This is a genomic window from Roseobacter sp. YIN89 (genome assembly GCF_057219365.1).
Genome location: NZ_JBXVVD010000004.1, coordinates 434808 through 451816, shown reverse-complemented (window position 1 = coordinate 451816; position 17009 = coordinate 434808). Strand labels below are relative to the sequence as shown.

Here is a 17009-nt window from a genome sequence, read left to right as displayed (position 1 = left end):
ATGGCGAAGGAAAAGTCACAAGCGAGCGATTTTACCGGCCCTCTGCGCCGGTTGCTGCTGAGCGTGCTGATCCTCTGCCTGCTCGGGGTATTTCTTGTCTGGCGCATCGACAGCCCGCGCGTGGAAAGATTCCGCGCCGCCGTAACCGACCGGTTCGTACCGAACCTGACGTGGGCCATGGCTCCGGTCACGGGCACGATTAACCTTTTGAAAGACTTTGAGAGTTACCAACGGCTGGCCCAGCAAAATCGCGAGCTTCGGTCAGAATTGCGCCGGATGCAGGCATGGAAAGAAGCGGCGCTGCAGCTGGAACAGGAAAACGCACGGCTTCTTGATTTAAACAACGTACGGCTTGATCCACGGCTGACCTACATTACCGGTGTAGTACTGGCCGACAGCGGATCGCCGTTCCGCCAATCGGTCTTGCTGAACGTCGGTGCTCGTGATGGGCTGGTCGATGGCTGGGCTACAATGGACGGTATCGGGTTAGTGGGACGAATCCTTGGCGTTGCTGATAATACAGCGCGCGTAATCCTGCTTACCGATGCCTCAAGCCGCATCCCTGCAATCATCCAGCCGTCGGGCCAACGCGTAATCGTTTCAGGAGACAATTCCGCAGCGCCGCTTATCGACTTTCTGGAGGATAGCGATCAGGTCCGCCCAGGGCACCGTGTGGTCAGTTCCGGCGATGGTGGCGTGTTTCCTGCCGGTCTGTTGATCGGGCAGGTTGCGGTTGATCCCAACGGGAAGCAACGCGTGCGTCTCGCTGCAGATTACCAGCGACTGGAGTTTCTCAGAGTACTGCGGCATCACGGAACCGCGCCCGTATCGGATACAGCTGAATTGATTGGCCCACAGTTGCCCCAAGATCCGGAGGCTATTCAGTGAACGAGCAGACATTCACAAGACTTTGGGGCATGCGGCTGACGTTTGCACTTGTAGTGTGCATCGTGCTGTTTTTCCACCTCCTCCCCTTGGAAACAACGCCACGCAGGTGGGTTGGGCCCGATCTGGTTCTGGCTTTCGCCTGCGCGTGGTCCGTGCGTCGCCCGGATTTTGTTCCCGCTACAGCGCTCGCCGCTTTGTTCTTGCTGGCGGACCTGCTGCTCCAGCGCCCCCCCGGTTTGTGGGCGCTCTTGGCACTCATGGGCTGCGAACATCTGAAGTCGCGTGCGCGCGGATTGCGCGACAGCAGCTTTGCCAGCGAGTGGCTTGCCGTCTGCATCGTCGTGTTGGGGATCACAATTGCGTATCGACTGGGCCTGATGCTCACTTTGGTACCCACACCGGCCTTTGGTCTGTCGGCATTTGAGCTTATGATGACGTTGGTGTTTTACCCGATTGTGGTGGCAATCACCCACGGGGTGCTGGGAGTGCGCAAATTGGCACCCGGTGAACTGGACAGTACAGGAGGTCTCGCGTGAGACGGACGCGTGCAGAAACAGACTTCAGCCACGGCAGGATTTCCCGGCGCGCTGCTCTGCTCGGCGGTGCCCAATTGCTATTCATGGGTGGTCTGGCCGCACGCATGCGGTTTTTACAGGTTGAACAGGCTGACCAATTTCGCCTGCTGGCTGAAGAGAACCGGATCAATATACGCCTGATCCCACCCTCGCGTGGAGAGGTTTTTGACCGCAACGGCATACGGTTGGCGCAAAATGCGCCGTCCTACCGCATCGTCATCGTTCGGGAAGATGCGGGTGACCCCGACGCGGCCCTGAAACGATTGTCAAAGATCATCACACTCGATGAAGAAACGATCGAGCGTGTGAAACAGGAAATGAAGCGGTCTGCGCCATTTTTGCCTGTTACGGTCGCATCGGATGTGACGTGGGACGACATTAGCCGAGTGTCGGTCAATGCGCCCGCCCTGCCCGGTATCACCCCAGAAGTCGGGCTAAGCCGCGTCTACCCGCAAGGATCTGATTTTGCCCATGTGTTGGGATATGTCGGACCCGTGTCAGACTACGACCTGTCTAAGATCCAGGACCCGGAACCTGTTCTGATGATACCGCGCTTTCAGATTGGCAAAGTCGGGGTCGAGACCAAACTGGAACCCCTTTTGCGGGGCAAGGCCGGGGCCAAGCAGGTCGAGGTAAACGCCGCGGGCCGTGTCATGCGCGAGCTTGAACGCCGTGAGGGTACGCCAGGCTCGGACATTCAGCTTAGCATCGATTCTGCGCTGCAAGGCTATGTACAGGCTCGGCTCACGGGCGAAAGTGCCTCTGCCGTGATCATTGATTGCGATTCGGGCGACCTGCTGGCTTGTGCGTCCGCTCCGACGTTTGACCCTAATCTCTTCGTCCGCGGGATTTCATCAAAAGACTACAGCGAACTTACGGGCAACAAGTACCGACCGCTGGCCAGCAAGACCGTGCAGGGCCTCTATCCGCCGGGCTCCACCTTCAAAATGGTCACCGCGATGGCCGCGCTCGAAGCAGGGCTCATCGGACCGGATGAAACGGTATATTGCCCGGGTCATATGGAAGTGTCGGGTCGTCGCTTTCACTGCTGGAAGCGTGGGGGCCACGGATGGGTGGACCTCGAAACATCGCTGAAACGCTCCTGCGACATTTACTATTACGATCTTGCGATCAAGGTCGGCATTGAAAAGATCAGCGCCATGGCGAAACGGTTTGGACTGGGGCAACGACATGATGTCCCGATGTCTGCTGTAGCCGAAGGTCTGACACCGACCATGGAGTGGAAGCAGATCAACCACGGCCAGCCGTGGCGCGTGGGCGATACGGTCAACGCCTCTATCGGTCAGGGCTTTTTGCTGGCCTCGCCCTTGCAGCTTGCGGTGATGAGCGCGCGCATTGCCACCGGTCGGTCGGTGGAGCCACGATTGGTCAAATCGGTCGACGGTATCGAAGAGCCACTACGCGGCGGTGATTCCTTGGGCATGAACGAGAACAACCTGCGCAAAATGCGCCGGGCAATGTTTGCCGTGGTCAATGACCGCCGTGGTACTGCCTATGGCTCAAGAGTTATAGAAGACAGCGTACGAATGGCCGGCAAGACCGGCACCAGTCAGGTTCGAAACATTACTGCAGCAGAGCGTCGTGCGGGTGTCATCCGCAACGAAGACTTGCCGTGGGAGCGCCGCGACCATGCTTTGTTTGTGAACTTTGCGCCATATGACGTGCCCAAGGTAGCTGTCGCAGTCGTTGTCGAGCACGGCGGCGGCGGATCAAGAGCGGCCGCTCCGATCGCGCGGGACATCACGTTGCAGGCACTCTACGGTGGACCACCGCCGCTGGAAGCCTATCCGTCGAAAGACCGTGAAAGGATCGAAGCGCAGCAAGAAAAGCTGCGGGCCATCCAACCTCAGGCCAATTTCGTGGGGCGTGATCAGGCATGAGCTATTTGGAATACGCGGTCAAATCGACCCCAACCGGATTTCGCAAGATTTTTTATCTGAACTGGCCCGTTGCCGTGTTGCTGGCATCCGTGGCTGGTGCCGGTTTTCTCATGCTATACTCGGTCGCCGGTGGTTCATTTACGCCTTGGGCGGAGCCACAGATGAAGAGATTTGCGTTAGGCTTTGCGCTCATGCTCGGAGTGGCAATGGTGCCAATCTGGTTTTGGCGCAGTCTATCCGGTGCCGCGTATCTGGTAACACTGCTCTTGCTGGTCGCAGTCGAGCTTTTCGGCACCGTCGGCATGGGAGCACAACGCTGGATCGACCTTGGCTTTATGCGCCTGCAACCGTCCGAATTAATGAAAATTACTTTGGTGATGTTACTGGCGGCCTACTACGACTGGCTGCCAGCCAACAAGGTTTCGCGGCCCTTCTGGGTTATCTTGCCTGTCGCTATCATTATTGTGCCGGTCCTTTTGGTGCTGAAACAACCTGACCTTGGCACATCTATACTCTTGCTGACTGCAGGGGGCGGTTTGATGTTCCTTGCGGGTGTTCACTGGGCCTATTTCGCAGCCGTTATTGCTGCAGCTGTTGGTCTAGTCGGTGCTGTGTTCCAGTCGCGAGGCACGCCGTGGCAATTGATCAAAGACTATCAATTCCGCCGCATCGACACCTTTCTGGACCCCAGCACCGATCCTCTTGGCGCGGGCTATCACATCACGCAATCACAAATCGCTCTGGGCTCTGGTGGGTGGACAGGGCGCGGTTTTATGCAAGGCACGCAAAGCCGGCTGAACTTCCTTCCCGAAAAACACACCGACTTCATTTTCACAACACTGGCGGAAGAATTCGGCTTTGTCGGCGCAATCTCTCTGCTGTGCCTCTACGGCCTTATTATCGTCTTTTGCGTCTGGTCTGCACTGTTGAACAAAGACCGCTTCTCCTCGTTGCTCACCCTCGGCATCGCTTTGAACTTCTTTTTGTTCTTTGCCGTCAACATGTCGATGGTCATGGGCATGGCCCCTGTTGTCGGCGTTCCGCTGCCACTCGTCAGTTATGGCGGATCTGCAATGCTGGTGCTGATGCTTGCCTTTGGCCTGATGCAAAGCGCGCACGTCCACCGCCCAAGATAAGGCTTTCACTGCATGACTTTGACCGTTCTGTTCGCCGCCAGTAACGATAACTGGCACCATTACGGCACGCCACTCAAACAGGCGCTGACAGAAATTTTCCCAGACGTTCAGCTGGTGACCAGCGCTGTTCCCGAGACTGTCGACTACATCGTCTACGCACCGACTTCTTCGTTGCAGGATTTCACGCCGTACACGCACACAAAGGCAGTGATCAGCCTTTGGGCGGGGGTCGAAAGCATTGTAACGAATGATACGCTAACCATGCCGTTGGTGCGCATGGTGGATCCGGGTATGACACGGTCAATGACGGCATGGGTGGTCGGACATGTCTTGCGCTATCACCTCGGGATGGATGCGCATATCAACAATCCGGACAACCAGTGGACGCCTGAGTCGCCGCCTTATATCGGTCACCGGCAGGTCTGCGTTCTGGGTCTTGGCGCGCTTGGCCGGGCCGCTGCAACGGCTTTGCGGGACTTAGGCTTTGCTGTGAGCGGATGGAGCAGGAGCGCCAAGACACTTGATGGCATCACGACGTATAGCGGGCAGGAGGGGCTCTCCCGAGCGCTTCAGTCGGCAGAGATTGTCGTCCTCTTGATGCCCGATACCGCGGATACAGAAAACACGCTGAATGCCGAGACTTTGGCATTGCTTCCAGTCGGGGCCAAAATCATCAATCCCGGACGCGGGCCATTGATCGATGACGCCGCTTTGATTGAGGCACTCGATAGTGGCCGCGTTGCGCATGCCACACTCGATGTTTTCAGAACCGAACCGCTTCCACAAGAACACCCTTACTGGGCCCATCCCAACGTAACCGTGACACCGCACATAGCGGCTGAGACAAACGCCGAAACGGCCACGCAGGTCATCGCCGACACAATCCGGCTGAGTGAAGAGGGCGCGCCCCTCCCAAACCTCGTGGATCGTCACCGCGGGTACTGATCACTCCGCGGCCAGACCCCGTCCTCTCAGCAAGGCATCAACGCCTGGCATTCTGCCACGGAAGGCCGTGTAAAGCTCGGCGGCGTCCGCGCTGCCTCCTGTAGAGAGGATATGCTCTTCCAACGCGGCAGCGCGATCCGGATCAAACGCGCCTCCGGCTTCCTCGAAAGCCTCAAAAGCATCTGCATCCATCACTTCGGACCACATATAGCTGTAATAGCCACTGGAATACCCGTCGCCTGCAAAGACATGTGCAAAATGTGGCGTCGCATGACGCATCGAAATAGCGTCCGGCATGCCGATCTCTGCCAGAATCTCGCGCTGTCGAGCCATCGGGTCAGTCGGAGCTTTACGGTCGTGAAATGCCAGATCTACCAATGCCGAGGCGACATATTCCACGGTTTGAAAGCCCATATCGTAAGTCGCGGCGGCCAAAACCTTGTCGAGCAAGGCTTGAGGCATTGGCTCACCCGTGCGCGCGTGTACTGCGTATTCCGAAAGCACTTCCGGCACTTCAAGCCAGTGCTCGTAAAGCTGGCTTGGCAATTCGACGAAATCACGCGCAACCGACGTACCGGACACGCTTTCATAGGTCACATTCGACAGCATCTGGTGCAAAGCGTGACCGAATTCGTGAAACAGCGTCCGCGCGTCATCATAAGACAACAAAGCGGGTTCGCCTTTGGCGAAATTGCAAACATTGATGACGACCGGGCGTTGCGCATCCGGAAATTTTGCCTGACTGCGCATTGCCGAACACCATGCGCCCGACCGTTTCGAGCCACGTGCGAAATAGTCGCCGATGAACACGGCTACATGTACGCCATTGCGGGTCACCTCCCATGCGCGGCAATCCGTATGATAGAGCGGTACATCCAAAGGCGCGAACTCAAGCCCAAACAGGCGGTTGGCACAGGCAAATGACGCTTCGATCATCTTGTCCAATTGGAAATAGGGTTTGAGAGCAGCCTCATCCAGATCATGCTCCGCCGCCCGGCGCTTTTCTGCGTAGTACCGCCAATCCCACGCCGCCAGATCATCGTTTATTCCATCGGCATGCATCATCGCCGTCAGCTTTTCCGCATCTTGCAAAGCCTGCTCGCGCGCCGGCGCCCACACCTCCATCAGCAGGCCACGCACGGCGTCGGGCGTTTTGGCCATCTCTGTCTCAAGCTTGAAATCAGCGAAGGTTTCGTACCCCAAAAGCTGTGCCCGTTCTTCACGCAGTGCCAAGATTTCTGCAGCGATTTCGCGGTTGTCGGTTTTGCCACCATTCGCACCGCGCGCGGCCCACGCCTCAAAGGCGCGACGGCGCAAGTCCCGACGCGGGCTAAATTGCAGGAAAGGCGTGATCAAAGACCGTGAAAGGGTCACGACAGGGCCTTCTACGCCTTTCTCTTTCCCTGCTGCGCGCGCTGCATCAACGACAAATTCCGGCAGACCTTCGAGATCGTTATCCTCCAGCGGCATGAACCAATCGCGTTCATCGGCCAGCAGATTTTGCGTGAATTGAGTGCCTAATACCGCCAAACGGCTCTTGATTTCCTTTATACGTGTCTCAGCCGCGCCAGTGAGCGCTGCACCAGACCGGACAAAACCGCGATGGGTCAGCATCAGTACGCGCGCCTGCTCGTCCGTCAGATCGACTGAGTCACGGGTGTTCCAGACAGCGGCAACCCTTTCGAAAAGCGCCTTGTTACTGGAAATCTCTGCAAAATGCGCGGCAAGCTTGGGGGAAAACTCACGCTGCAGCGCCTCTCGTGTCGGGTTGCTGTCCGCCCCTGCCACGCTGAAAAATACGCTGAGCACTTTGTCGAGCGACTTTCCCGCCGCCTCCAACGCTTCGATTGTGTTCGCGAAATCAGGCGAGTCCTCGTTGGTCGCAATGGCATCAATCTCTGCCGTGTGCTCTGCGAGCGCAACCTCCATCGCAGGCGCAAAATCCTCGTCTGAAATGCGGTCGAACGGTGCCATCCGAAATGGCGTATCCCAGTCTTGCAAAAGCGGGTTGGTCATTGGGCTCTCCTGTATTTAGACATAGCTAGGGGCGCGCAAGGGGCGGTACAATGGGTCACCCATCAGAGCCGGTGGCACGCGCGCCTGCACCGCATGTTGGGCAGTCGTCGCGGCGGGCGATACGAATCGAACGGCTTTCACCGTACAGCGCGTCATAGATGTACATCTGGCCCCGCAACACCGTGCCCGCGCCGGTCAAAACCTTGATCGCTTCTACGGCCATCATCGACCCGATCACACCGGGCAGAGGCCCCAGCACACCAGCTTCGGCACATGATGGTGCGAGTTCAGCCGCAGGTGCCTGGTCGAAAACGCAGCGGTAACACGGCGCGCCATTTGCAGGATCAAACACACTCAGTTGCCCTTCCCATTGGCTTAGGGCACCAGATATGAGCGGGATGCCCGCCCGTACCGCCGTCTCGTTCACCAGATACCGCGTGTCGAAGTTGTCGGTGCCATCCACCACCAAATCATACTCGCCGAATAGTTCACCCGCAATTTCTGAGGTTAGTTTGCGATGATAAGGTCGAACGGTGACAAACGGGTTTTGCGCTTCCATCTCGGCTTGCGCAGAAAACACCTTGGGCATCCCGATGGATTTGTCCGCGTGGATGACCTGCCGCTGAAGGTTTGTATTCTCTACCACATCATCGTCCAGGACGCCAATGGTGCCGACACCGGCGGCCGCAAGATACTGCAACACCGGCGCGCCAAGCCCCCCCGCACCAATGACCAGTATCTTGCTGTCTTTTAGCGCCTTCTGGCCGATGCCGCCTATCTCGCGCAGAACGATATGGCGCGCATAGCGGTTCAGTTCGGTTTCTCGAAAGCCGCCCGACGTCGCAGCGGCCGCATCCTGTTCCTGCGCATCACTTAGCGCGGCGCGGGCGCGCAAACGTGTCAATCCCGCCCGATACAGGACGGCCAGCAACGCAAAACCACCTAGTATGAGCCAGAGCGCAGGGCTTTCTCCGGTCGCCAGCCGCAACGGGTGCCCGTCCGGAAATGCAATCTGAATACCAAGCACCGCGATGTAGAGCAGGCCAATCATGCTCCACCTTGCTTGTCGAGGTGCGCCCATGAAGTGACCGACAACCCAAAGCAAGACGGCAATTGCTAGTACCAGTATCATTACTGTCCCCCGGTAGAGCCAAACCCGCCGGACCCGCGAACGGTTGTGCTCAGGTCCGCTACTTCTTCGAAGTTAGCCTGCACGACAGGTGCGACAACCAATTGCGCTATCCGCATGCCGTGCAAGACCTCGAAAGACTCCGAGCCCGCGTTCATCAGGATCACGCCGACCGGTCCGCGGTAGTCGCTATCGATCGTGCCGGGGCTGTTCACCAGCGTGATACCGTGTTTGAGCGCAAGACCGGACCGCGGTCTTACCTGAACTTCAAAACCTTCCGGGATTTCCATATGCAAACCCGTGGGGATGAGCGCCCGGTCACCGGGTGCAAGTGTGATCGACGCCCCCGGCAAATTGGCGCGAACATCAGCGCCCGCGGCGCCCTTGGATTCATATGAGGGTAGCGCGATGTCCGGGTCCGCAGAAGACGCGCGGGTGATCTTGATCAGTGTCATTTGTGTCTTTCGCCGTCATGAACCAGACGAGGCAGCGAGGGAGGCAGCGATACGGTCTGCCAGTTTTCGCGCCACCTGCATTTTGGACATGCGCGGCCAGATGTCCGCGCCGTTTTCGTCAATTACCGTTACGGCATTTTCAGCGCCGCCCATGATCCCAGTGGCGGGCGAAACGTCATTGGCAACAATCCAGTCGCACCCTTTGCGCAACCGCTTGGCCGTTGCATTTGCCTCGACATCATCGGTTTCTGCTGCAAAGCCGATTACAAGCGGAGGTCGTCCCTCCTCCATCTTCGAAACGGTGGCAAGGATGTCCGGATTTTCAGAGAAACTCAGTTCCGGGCTGCCCTCGCGGGTTTTCTTGAGTTTTTGCGTGCTCGCATGGGTGACGCGCCAATCCGCAACGGCGGCTGCAAAAATTGCGACATCACACGGCAAGGCGGCGGTTACCGCATCCAACATCTGCTGCGCGGTCTCCACTTTCACGACTTCGGCGGCCACAGGCGGCGCGACCGACGCCGGCCCCGTGACGAAAACCACCTCAGCACCAAGCGCGGACAGTTCATGGGCGATGGCGGTGCCCTGCGCGCCCGACGAGCTGTTGGCGATGTAACGCACCGGATCAATCGGCTCATGCGTCGGACCCGAAGTAACGAGTATCCGGCGGCCCGAAAGTGGACCATTTTCAAAAAATCGCTCGACCGCGGCCACGATTTCCAAAGGTTCCGACATCCGTCCCGGCCCGAACTCGCCGCACGCCATGTCACCGTCATTCGGGCCTGCAAACAGAACGCCATCGCCGCGCAGTGTATCGAGATTGCGCTGCGTTGCAGGGTGTTGCCACATCCGCACGTTCATTGCCGGAGCCACCAGCACAGGCGTGTCGGTTGCCAGCAGCAATGTGGTGGCCAAATCACCAGCCAAACCCTGCGCCATTTTTGCCATCAAGTCTGCGGTCGCAGGCGCGACAACGACCAGGTCTGCCACGCGGCTTAACTGAATGTGGCCCATCTCTGCTTCGTCGGTCAGGTCAAACAAGTCTGTGTAAACTTTCGACCCAGCCAAGGCAGAAACCGCCAGAGGGGTCACGAACTCATTCGCTGCAGCGGTCATCACTGGCGTGACGGTCACGCCGCGTTCGCGCAGACGCCGTATAAGATCAAGCGATTTATAGGCAGCAATGCCGCCGCCGATGATCAACAGGATGTGTTTGCCTTGGAGCATCAGGGTCGCCCGTGCGTGGTATAACTTGCCCCCGACCATAGGCGCCGCAGCGACGGTACGCCAGCCCCGCCAATGGACTCAACGAAAGGCCGCGCACGGATCATCGCGCACCACGCTTGGTTGGTCTTCGACGGACGAGAACACACCCGGCGGCGGCGCACCGGCTTCGCCCTGTCCGATCGCATGAACTGATACCTCAGGTTCCGCCAGTGTCACGAGAAACGGTGCGCCCCAATCCGTCCGAGCGTGACCATTGCCGGTGATGACGACGACTGGGCCACCTGTCTGGTCCAATGCGTTCAGCGCGGCCTGCGCCAACGCTGCATCACGCACTCTTTGGGCATCAACCATGCCCGGCAACATATTTTCTGGCAAAGCGTTGCAATGGCTTTCTCGCTGCAGTGCTTCGCGCGCGGCCTGCTGTTCCGGTGCAAGCGGCATGTTCAAGCCGAACCGTGCAACCAATTCGCCCACGACACCGTCTGCTGCCTCTCCCATCACCACAGCACGCAATTGTTCTCGTGAAACACTTGCACCATAAATCTGCGCCTCGGGCGCTGCGGCGAAGATGGGAAAATACATGTCGAAATCTGGCCAGCCGGACGTCTCCCATTCAAGCAAGGCTTCGAGCTTGTCCGGATCCAAGCGGTGGGCAGGCTCAACACTGGCCGCATGGGCGGGGCTAATCATCTCAAAGACAAGTGCGGCGGGTTTGATCTCTGTAACATATCTCGCTTGCGCTGCGTGATGGTGCGGATTGTCGTGCTGTTCCCCGATAAACAGGATATCGGCGGTTGGCAGGTTAGCGTCCCTTGCAAGCGACGCGTCCGCCAACACCAACAAAACGGGCGCGGTCACCAAGACCGCGCCCATGTGTCTGAGAGATGTCCACCACCCAATCATCAGGCGAGGAAATGCAGCACTTCCTTGGACTGATTTTCCAACGACTTCCGCATCTTGCCGAATGCAGCGGCTTCAAGTTGACGAACCCGCTCCTTGCTGAGCTTCAGTTCCTGTCCCAAACTTTCCAGCGTGCGAGGTGCATCGCGCAATTTTCGCTCGCGCACGATGAACCGTTCGCGCTCGTTCAAATCGTTCATGGCTTGCAGCAGCCAGTCGCGCAACTGCTCGGTGTCATGCTGATGCTCGACAGTTTCAGCAGCCTGTGCGCTGTCATCTTCAAGTGCGTCAATCCACTCGCGACCTTCATCTTCGGTCGACTGGGTAGCATTCAGCGAGTAGTCCGAACCGGACAGACGCCCTTCCATCATCTCAACATCGTGCAACGGCACACCGATCTCTGTCGAAATCATCTGACGGAGCTGGTGACGATCCAGCACCTCACCAGCCGCAGCGCTCTCACGCTCAAGTCGCGCCTGCACGCGCCGCATGTTGAAAAACAAAGATTTTTGCGATGATGTGGATCCGGTCCGCACCATGGACCAGTTCCGCATGACGTAATCCTGAATTGACGCCTTGATCCACCACACGGCATAGGTGGAAAAGCGTACACCACGATCAGGGTCGAATTTATCAGCGGCTTTCATCAAGCCCAGACCTGCTTCCTGAATCAGGTCGTTCATTGGCGCGCCATAACGCTTGAATTTCGATGCCATCGAAATCGCCAACCGCATGTATGCGGTGATCAACCGATGCAACGATGCTTCACATCGTTCATCGCGCCAAGCGTATGCGAGTTTAAGTTCTGTTTCCGCGTCCAGAAGTTCAGCCTTCATTGCGGTCCGCGAAAGCGACATATCTCTTGCCGTATCCAAAGCCATAGCGACATCTCCCAGTCAGATGAAGCACACCTTGCCGTGCACAATCGATATAGATACGCACTGTACAGCCGATTGGTTCACCGGAAAGGTTTAAGAAATGTTGCCAAAATCCACACTCGTTCTAGGTGGCGCTGCTTCGGGAAAATCCGGCTTTGCAGAAAACCTTCTGCTAAACAGCGGCTTAGAACCTGTTTACCTGGCAACATCACGGTCGTTTGATGCCGAAATGGAAACAAAAATAAAGCTGCATCAATCACGCAGAAATGATGACTGGCTCAATATTGAGGCAGACCTGGACCTCTCCGAACCTCTTGGCGCCCGGAGTTCGACTCAGGCTGTACTGGTGGACTGTGCGACGATGTGGCTGACAAACCAAATGATGGACGATTGCGACCTCTCCACTGCCCGGCGCAACCTGCTGACTGCAATCGACGCCTGTGCTGCACCGGTCGTGATCGTATCAAACGAAGTCGGGCACGGTATTGTGCCGGACAACGCGATGGCGCGGACATTCCGCGAGGAACAAGGCAGGCTCAACATCGCACTGGCCGAACACTGCAACTGTGTAATCATGGTATCAGCCGGATTGCCTCATATTCTCAAAGGGGCGTTGCCGTGACGGTCTGGCACTGGGTGCGCCACGGACCCACCCACGCCAAATCGATGGTCGGTTGGCGCGATGTCCCAGCCGACCTGTCGGATAGCGCGCACATCAAGCGTGTGCGCGATCACCTGCCAACCGATGCGTTTGTAATTTCATCAGATCTCTGTCGCTCGATTGACACGGCTAATGCCATCGCTGGTGCTGGTCACCGCAGATTGCCGCACGACCCCGGCCTGAGAGAGATTCACTTTGGGGTTTGGGACGGTATGCACTTTGAACAGGTCTCCGCGCGCGACCCTGATTTAAGTCGCGCATATTGGGAAACGCCAGGCGACATTCAGGCGCCGGGTGGCGAAAGCTGGAATATGGCATCGCACCGGGTCGATACAGTTGTCGCTCATCTTTCTGCGCGGTACCCGTCGGCGCACATCGTCGCAGTCGCGCATTTCGGCGTGATATTGACACAAGTTCAACGTGCCCTGGCCGTTCCGGCGTATGACGTGCTCGCACACCGTATCGACAACCTTTCGGTCACAACAATCAGTCGGAATGGCCCGTCCGCAGACATGCATCAAATCAATCATCATCCGTGATCTGCCGGCGCACAAATGGGAATTTGCGGGATGCCATTCAGCCCGTTAGCGTTCCTGCATGATGTATGACTTGTTTATCGGCGACCGCACTTTTTCAAGCTGGTCCTTACGTGGCTGGCTGATGCTGGAAAAGTTCGGTCTGCCCTACCAGACGCATATGGTCGGTCTGTATTCGGGAACGATGGCAGAGGATCTGGCACAGTTGCATCCCGCGCGATTGGTTCCCGTACTTCGCACGCCTGATGGCCACGTAATTGGCGAAACCCTCGCGATGGCGGAAACTTTGGCGGAAAGGCATCCGGAGGCTGGCCTATGGCCGGCAGATGCCGCGCTGCGAACGCGCGCGCGATGGCTCTGTGCCGAGATGGCGTCTGGTTTCAGCGCGCTGCGCAGCGCATGTCCGATGCAGCTTGACCACGTCAACCTTGGTTTTGCTCCCTCCGCTGCCGTTGTCGCTGACTTACAAAGGATCGAGACGCTTTGGAGTGCCGCGTGGTCGCTGTCCGGTTCCAAAGACTGGCTGTTGGGCGACTACTCGCTTGCGGATGTGTTCTACGCCCCGGTCGCAGCCCGCATCATCGGCTACGAGCTCCCCGTCTCGGACCAAATTCGCGATTATTGTGAACGAACCATATCTGATCCCGTTTTCAAAGCATGGCGCGAACTGGGTCAAAAGGTGAGCTATGCGACTTTTCCATACCCCGATTATCCGCCCACCGCGACGTGGCCCGAGGCTTGAACGCTTCTCCGTTAACCATTCGTCAATATCCCTGACGTAGCGATTAACCTTGTTCTGCCAAAAGGGTAAGACAGAGGATTTTTGCGGTGTCGCTAACCTATTCAGTTGCTTTCAAAGGGGTCGAGGCATGCCCTGTTGAAGTTCAATGTTCCCTTTCCCCCGGCCTGCCCGGTTTCAGGCTAATGTAATTAATTAAACAACCATATCTGCGCCCTTATGCAGAGAGCGAAGTCGAAAGCCGCTCTCAAAATAAAAATATATCGATAAATATCAAAAAAATGCGCTTTTTTACGATTTTGACCGCCTCATACGTACTTATGCATATAAATAGAACGCTGCCTGTCTCTCTGGGATAAGCGGTCGAAAAACACAAACTTATAAATAAAAGACATTTGAGATTATCTATTGATTTAGAAGTATATTGCTACAGCGCCAGATAGGGCGTTCTGGTCAAAATAGTCCATAAAAACCAATCCGTAAAACGGAGAAGGCGTTCATTTCAACGCCAATGATTTACCTTTGTCTAAAGCAATTTAAACCAGAAAAGGATACATAAATGAATTATCAAACAATATCGGCAGAACGTATTATCCCAACTACCTACGAGTTTGGAAGAACACTCACAGATAATTATGATGTAATGTTAAAATACAAAGCGTCAGATACAGTTAAATCAACGAACACAAACAAGCCAAGCCTCTATTCAATAACCACTAAATTTAATGATCTACCTAAAGAATACCGAGATGTATTAAATGAAAAAAAGAACTTTAGTGGCAGGCATCCAGACTCAGAAGAACTAATCAAAATTGCTCATAAGTGGCAGTACAAATTTTATCAGCATGTCCGAAATCAAATTGTTTCAAACAGCCATCGTTCGTACAAAAGCCATCTACATCCTTTTGCACTTTGCTTCATTGATTTTCCTGGATCGCGTGACTACAAACCACGTATTACCGAGATGCCGCACTTCCATTCGCTTTTTCTTGTTCCCTCAAGAACGAAAGAAAAGTTTGAACAATTAGTTGATGATGACTTCCACTTAGAGCGTAATCCCGACAAGACTCAATACATCCAGTCTTACGTTTGTGAAGAAAAGGTTTGGTTGGAAAGCACTCTTTGGGAAGATATTAGTTACTGCTCAAAGTTCTTGCGGCATCCAATCGCTAAGAATTTCTCACAAGAAACACAAGCAGAGTTATTCGAGATATATGGCAAGGGTACAAGCAAGAAGCTTTAATCTTGTGTGAGATATTTTTCCAAACTAAAGCTCGGCAGGCATACGGCGATGTTCTGGTTATTATAAATACATATGTATTCTCATAATTTATCTCAAGGAAGTATCTAATGAAAATCAATTATTTTAAATACATGACGCGTGTGAGTGTATTCGATTTATTACCCTCACTAACCATCAACACCCATAGACGATATTGTCCGATAGCGACTGAGGTGGTGTGATATGGCAGTGATATATGAAAAGACGTACAGACCCATCCACCTCAACGTTGATGCCGAATTACTTGGTCAGCTTGATGAGTATAGGTCACCTTCGATGCCACGATCTCAACACATACACGCGGCTTTAAGACTGTACTTAGATCACCTTAGGAAACAAAACACACGCAAATCGGTTTGGTTGATCGATAAGGGAAAGGTTCATGACGAGTTATAGTTAATACCTATTGCTCAGTATCCACATGCCTATATCCACCACTGTCTCCTGGCATAACGGTTCTCTATATTGTATTGTATATCTTAGTCAGTCAGGCTCCCTCGTTGTATTTATAGCATACGTATTGGCTAGACGAACGACTCCTCTAATCCAATGGTTAATTGCTTGACTGGTTAACAGGCAGGATAATCGATTGCTGACGCCATTCAGAGTAAGGAAAACAAAACCTATGACAGAGAAAAATAAAGAAAGTGAAAAGAAACCAGAAGATTGCACTAACGACGAAACAAGTGAAGACATGAAAAATTCTCGTTGGTACTCTAAGATTGGCGAAAAAGGTGACCGTGAATTGGCAGAAATGCTGAATAAGATCATGGATAAAGGACGCATCATTGATACTGAATAGAATGGTGTGATGCCCTCGGTTCTTTTCTAACCTGCACCGAATTTCTCAAAAGTAGGAGTCATCATTTATATCTGAGGAGATTTTTATGGAAATGAAGCGTCGATTTCTGACGAAAAGCACTGATCCTGAGAGAATTTTCTATCTCACATGCCGGTCAGGTCAGAAGTCGCATCAAGAAGAAGTTTGGTTCGTAAATAACTCAGATGAAACACTGGATTATGTTCGTCCTGCTAGTGGTGGATTTGCAAGCAGTGATGGTGACGTTATTCCAATAAATCAAAAACCAGACAGCATTGTTTATACGGCAGTAAAGCCTAATGAAGCTGTTTTCATTGATTTCTACGACACTATTTTTGATGCTGATTTTATGATTTCGTGGGGAGTGGAATTAAAGTCAGCAAGTCTAGGTGAGAAGTACTTTGGCAGTGATCCCATTAAAGGAATGTCGCCAGAAGTTGTCCTTCTTTGGAAGCCCTTGCCCGAGGAAATGAAGAACCCAGATGATCCTGATGAACTTGCTGATCCTAGTAAAGTCGCCAAAACATACCAGCAAGCTTCAGACCAGGGCATTCCCAAAGATGTTCAATACAACAAGGGCAGTCTGTTCTATGGCATTAACATGGGTTTCCTGAATGAATGTGGTTTGCAATTCTCGAAAGAAATACTTCGGGACGGCAAAGCCGCGAATTACCGTTTTCTGAACGATGACCGAGGTGAAATATTCAGAACCTTGGATTTGAATCGAGCCATGAGTTTCGTCCGTGGTTTGAAAGCTGTTACTGACTGATGGTTGATCTTTTTGCAAAGCAATAGATCATTGACGGTAAGGCTTTAGGCGGATTTCATCAAGAATAGTATCAATCTGTTATTAACTTCTGACCATTCCTTTCCATTCCATAGACATGATAATAAAACTGTTCTACGGAAGTTGGAAAATTTCGT

At 54.5% G+C, this 17009-nt stretch carries 17 protein-coding genes; 11 read left to right on the top strand and 6 right to left on the bottom strand.

The genetic code is table 11. The annotated features are described in order from the left end of the window. From mreC to AC2D8V_RS18065, 5 genes are read left to right on the top strand one after another with little or no spacing between them, the layout of a single operon-like run. Nucleotides 1–888, top strand: coding sequence for a rod shape-determining protein MreC (gene mreC, locus AC2D8V_RS18085; RefSeq protein WP_484734992.1), 888 nt, complete (start codon nt 1–3; stop codon nt 886–888). After that, entirely contained in the window at nt 885–1424 is a 540-nt protein-coding gene (locus AC2D8V_RS18080) for a rod shape-determining protein MreD (RefSeq protein ID WP_484734991.1), read from the top strand. Before mreC ends, AC2D8V_RS18080 begins: the two co-directional genes overlap by 4 nt. After that, nucleotides 1421–3364: a penicillin-binding protein 2 gene (gene mrdA / locus AC2D8V_RS18075; protein WP_484734990.1), complete on the top strand. Its 1944-nt coding sequence runs from the start codon at nt 1421–1423 to the stop codon at nt 3362–3364. Before AC2D8V_RS18080 ends, mrdA begins: the two co-directional genes overlap by 4 nt. Then, a complete protein-coding gene (gene rodA, locus AC2D8V_RS18070) occupies nt 3361–4500 on the top strand; it encodes a rod shape-determining protein RodA (RefSeq protein ID WP_484734989.1) in 1140 nt (379 codons plus the stop codon). Before mrdA ends, rodA begins: the two co-directional genes overlap by 4 nt. 12 nt (nt 4501–4512) lie before the next feature. Beyond that, entirely contained in the window at nt 4513–5445 is a 933-nt protein-coding gene (locus tag AC2D8V_RS18065; RefSeq protein WP_484734988.1) for a 2-hydroxyacid dehydrogenase, read from the top strand. Here the strand turns inward: AC2D8V_RS18065 and AC2D8V_RS18060 are convergent, their stop codons facing one another. The 6 genes from AC2D8V_RS18060 to AC2D8V_RS18035 all read right to left on the bottom strand — a co-directional run bounded on the left by AC2D8V_RS18060 (nt 5446) and on the right by AC2D8V_RS18035 (nt 12050). Further along, nucleotides 5446–7461: a M3 family metallopeptidase gene (locus AC2D8V_RS18060; protein WP_484734987.1), complete on the bottom strand. Its 2016-nt coding sequence runs from the start codon at nt 7459–7461 to the stop codon at nt 5446–5448. A gap of 55 nt (nt 7462–7516) precedes the next feature. Further along, entirely contained in the window at nt 7517–8593 is a 1077-nt protein-coding gene (locus AC2D8V_RS18055; RefSeq protein ID WP_484734986.1) for a HesA/MoeB/ThiF family protein, read from the bottom strand. After that, entirely contained in the window at nt 8593–9045 is a 453-nt protein-coding gene (gene dut / locus AC2D8V_RS18050) for a dUTP diphosphatase (protein ID WP_484734985.1), read from the bottom strand. The genes AC2D8V_RS18055 and dut overlap by 1 nt, the downstream gene beginning before the upstream one ends. A gap of 15 nt (nt 9046–9060) precedes the next feature. After that, nucleotides 9061–10269, bottom strand: coding sequence for a bifunctional phosphopantothenoylcysteine decarboxylase/phosphopantothenate--cysteine ligase CoaBC (gene coaBC / locus AC2D8V_RS18045; protein ID WP_484734984.1), 1209 nt, complete (start codon nt 10267–10269; stop codon nt 9061–9063). A 78-nt stretch (nt 10270–10347) separates the two neighbouring features. Further along, the gene (locus AC2D8V_RS18040; RefSeq protein ID WP_484734983.1) at nt 10348–11127 is read right to left on the bottom strand and encodes a ChaN family lipoprotein; all 780 of its coding nucleotides are present in this window, start codon (nt 11125–11127) and stop codon (nt 10348–10350) included. 44 nt (nt 11128–11171) lie between these two features. Beyond that, on the bottom strand, nt 11172–12050 hold the full coding sequence (locus tag AC2D8V_RS18035) for an RNA polymerase factor sigma-32 (RefSeq protein ID WP_484734982.1): 879 nt from the start codon (nt 12048–12050) through the stop codon (nt 11172–11174). Nucleotides 12051–12147: 97 nt separating this feature from the next. On the opposite strand from AC2D8V_RS18035, the gene cobU reads away from it, so the two are divergent. The 6 genes from cobU to AC2D8V_RS18005 all read left to right on the top strand — a co-directional run bounded on the left by cobU (nt 12148) and on the right by AC2D8V_RS18005 (nt 16854). Beyond that, nucleotides 12148–12669, top strand: coding sequence for a bifunctional adenosylcobinamide kinase/adenosylcobinamide-phosphate guanylyltransferase (gene cobU / locus AC2D8V_RS18030; protein ID WP_484734981.1), 522 nt, complete (start codon nt 12148–12150; stop codon nt 12667–12669). After that, the gene (locus tag AC2D8V_RS18025; RefSeq protein ID WP_484734980.1) at nt 12666–13247 is read left to right on the top strand and encodes a histidine phosphatase family protein; all 582 of its coding nucleotides are present in this window, start codon (nt 12666–12668) and stop codon (nt 13245–13247) included. The genes cobU and AC2D8V_RS18025 overlap by 4 nt, the downstream gene beginning before the upstream one ends. A 58-nt stretch (nt 13248–13305) precedes the next feature. Further along, nucleotides 13306–13986, top strand: coding sequence for a glutathione S-transferase (locus tag AC2D8V_RS18020; protein ID WP_484734979.1), 681 nt, complete (start codon nt 13306–13308; stop codon nt 13984–13986). Between the two features lie 556 nt (nt 13987–14542). Next, nucleotides 14543–15226: a hypothetical protein gene (locus tag AC2D8V_RS18015; RefSeq protein WP_484734978.1), complete on the top strand. Its 684-nt coding sequence runs from the start codon at nt 14543–14545 to the stop codon at nt 15224–15226. Nucleotides 15227–15890: 664 nt separating this feature from the next. Then, nucleotides 15891–16067 (top strand): hypothetical protein, encoded by a 177-nt coding sequence (locus AC2D8V_RS18010; RefSeq protein WP_484734977.1) that lies wholly within the window; start codon nt 15891–15893, stop codon nt 16065–16067. A gap of 85 nt (nt 16068–16152) precedes the next feature. Continuing rightward, complete coding sequence (locus AC2D8V_RS18005; protein WP_484734976.1) at nt 16153–16854, top strand: hypothetical protein; 702 nt, start codon at nt 16153–16155, stop codon at nt 16852–16854. Nucleotides 16855–17009: the final 155 nt, after the last annotated feature.

Coding starts and splice junctions, on each gene's coding strand:
- mreC (WP_484734992.1), top strand. CDS start 1: ATGGCGAAGGAAAAGTCACAAGCGAGCGATTTTACCGGCCCTCTGCGC.
- rodA (WP_484734989.1), top strand. CDS start 3,361: ATGAGCTATTTGGAATACGCGGTCAAATCGACCCCAACCGGATTTCGC.
- AC2D8V_RS18065 (WP_484734988.1), top strand. CDS start 4,513: ATGACTTTGACCGTTCTGTTCGCCGCCAGTAACGATAACTGGCACCAT.
- AC2D8V_RS18060 (WP_484734987.1), bottom strand. CDS start 7,461: ATGACCAACCCGCTTTTGCAAGACTGGGATACGCCATTTCGGATGGCA.
- AC2D8V_RS18055 (WP_484734986.1), bottom strand. CDS start 8,593: ATGATACTGGTACTAGCAATTGCCGTCTTGCTTTGGGTTGTCGGTCAC.
- dut (WP_484734985.1), bottom strand. CDS start 9,045: ATGACACTGATCAAGATCACCCGCGCGTCTTCTGCGGACCCGGACATC.
- coaBC (WP_484734984.1), bottom strand. CDS start 10,269: ATGCTCCAAGGCAAACACATCCTGTTGATCATCGGCGGCGGCATTGCT.
- AC2D8V_RS18035 (WP_484734982.1), bottom strand. CDS start 12,050: ATGGCTTTGGATACGGCAAGAGATATGTCGCTTTCGCGGACCGCAATG.
- cobU (WP_484734981.1), top strand. CDS start 12,148: ATGTTGCCAAAATCCACACTCGTTCTAGGTGGCGCTGCTTCGGGAAAA.
- AC2D8V_RS18020 (WP_484734979.1), top strand. CDS start 13,306: ATGATGTATGACTTGTTTATCGGCGACCGCACTTTTTCAAGCTGGTCC.
- AC2D8V_RS18015 (WP_484734978.1), top strand. CDS start 14,543: ATGAATTATCAAACAATATCGGCAGAACGTATTATCCCAACTACCTAC.
- AC2D8V_RS18010 (WP_484734977.1), top strand. CDS start 15,891: ATGACAGAGAAAAATAAAGAAAGTGAAAAGAAACCAGAAGATTGCACT.
- AC2D8V_RS18005 (WP_484734976.1), top strand. CDS start 16,153: ATGGAAATGAAGCGTCGATTTCTGACGAAAAGCACTGATCCTGAGAGA.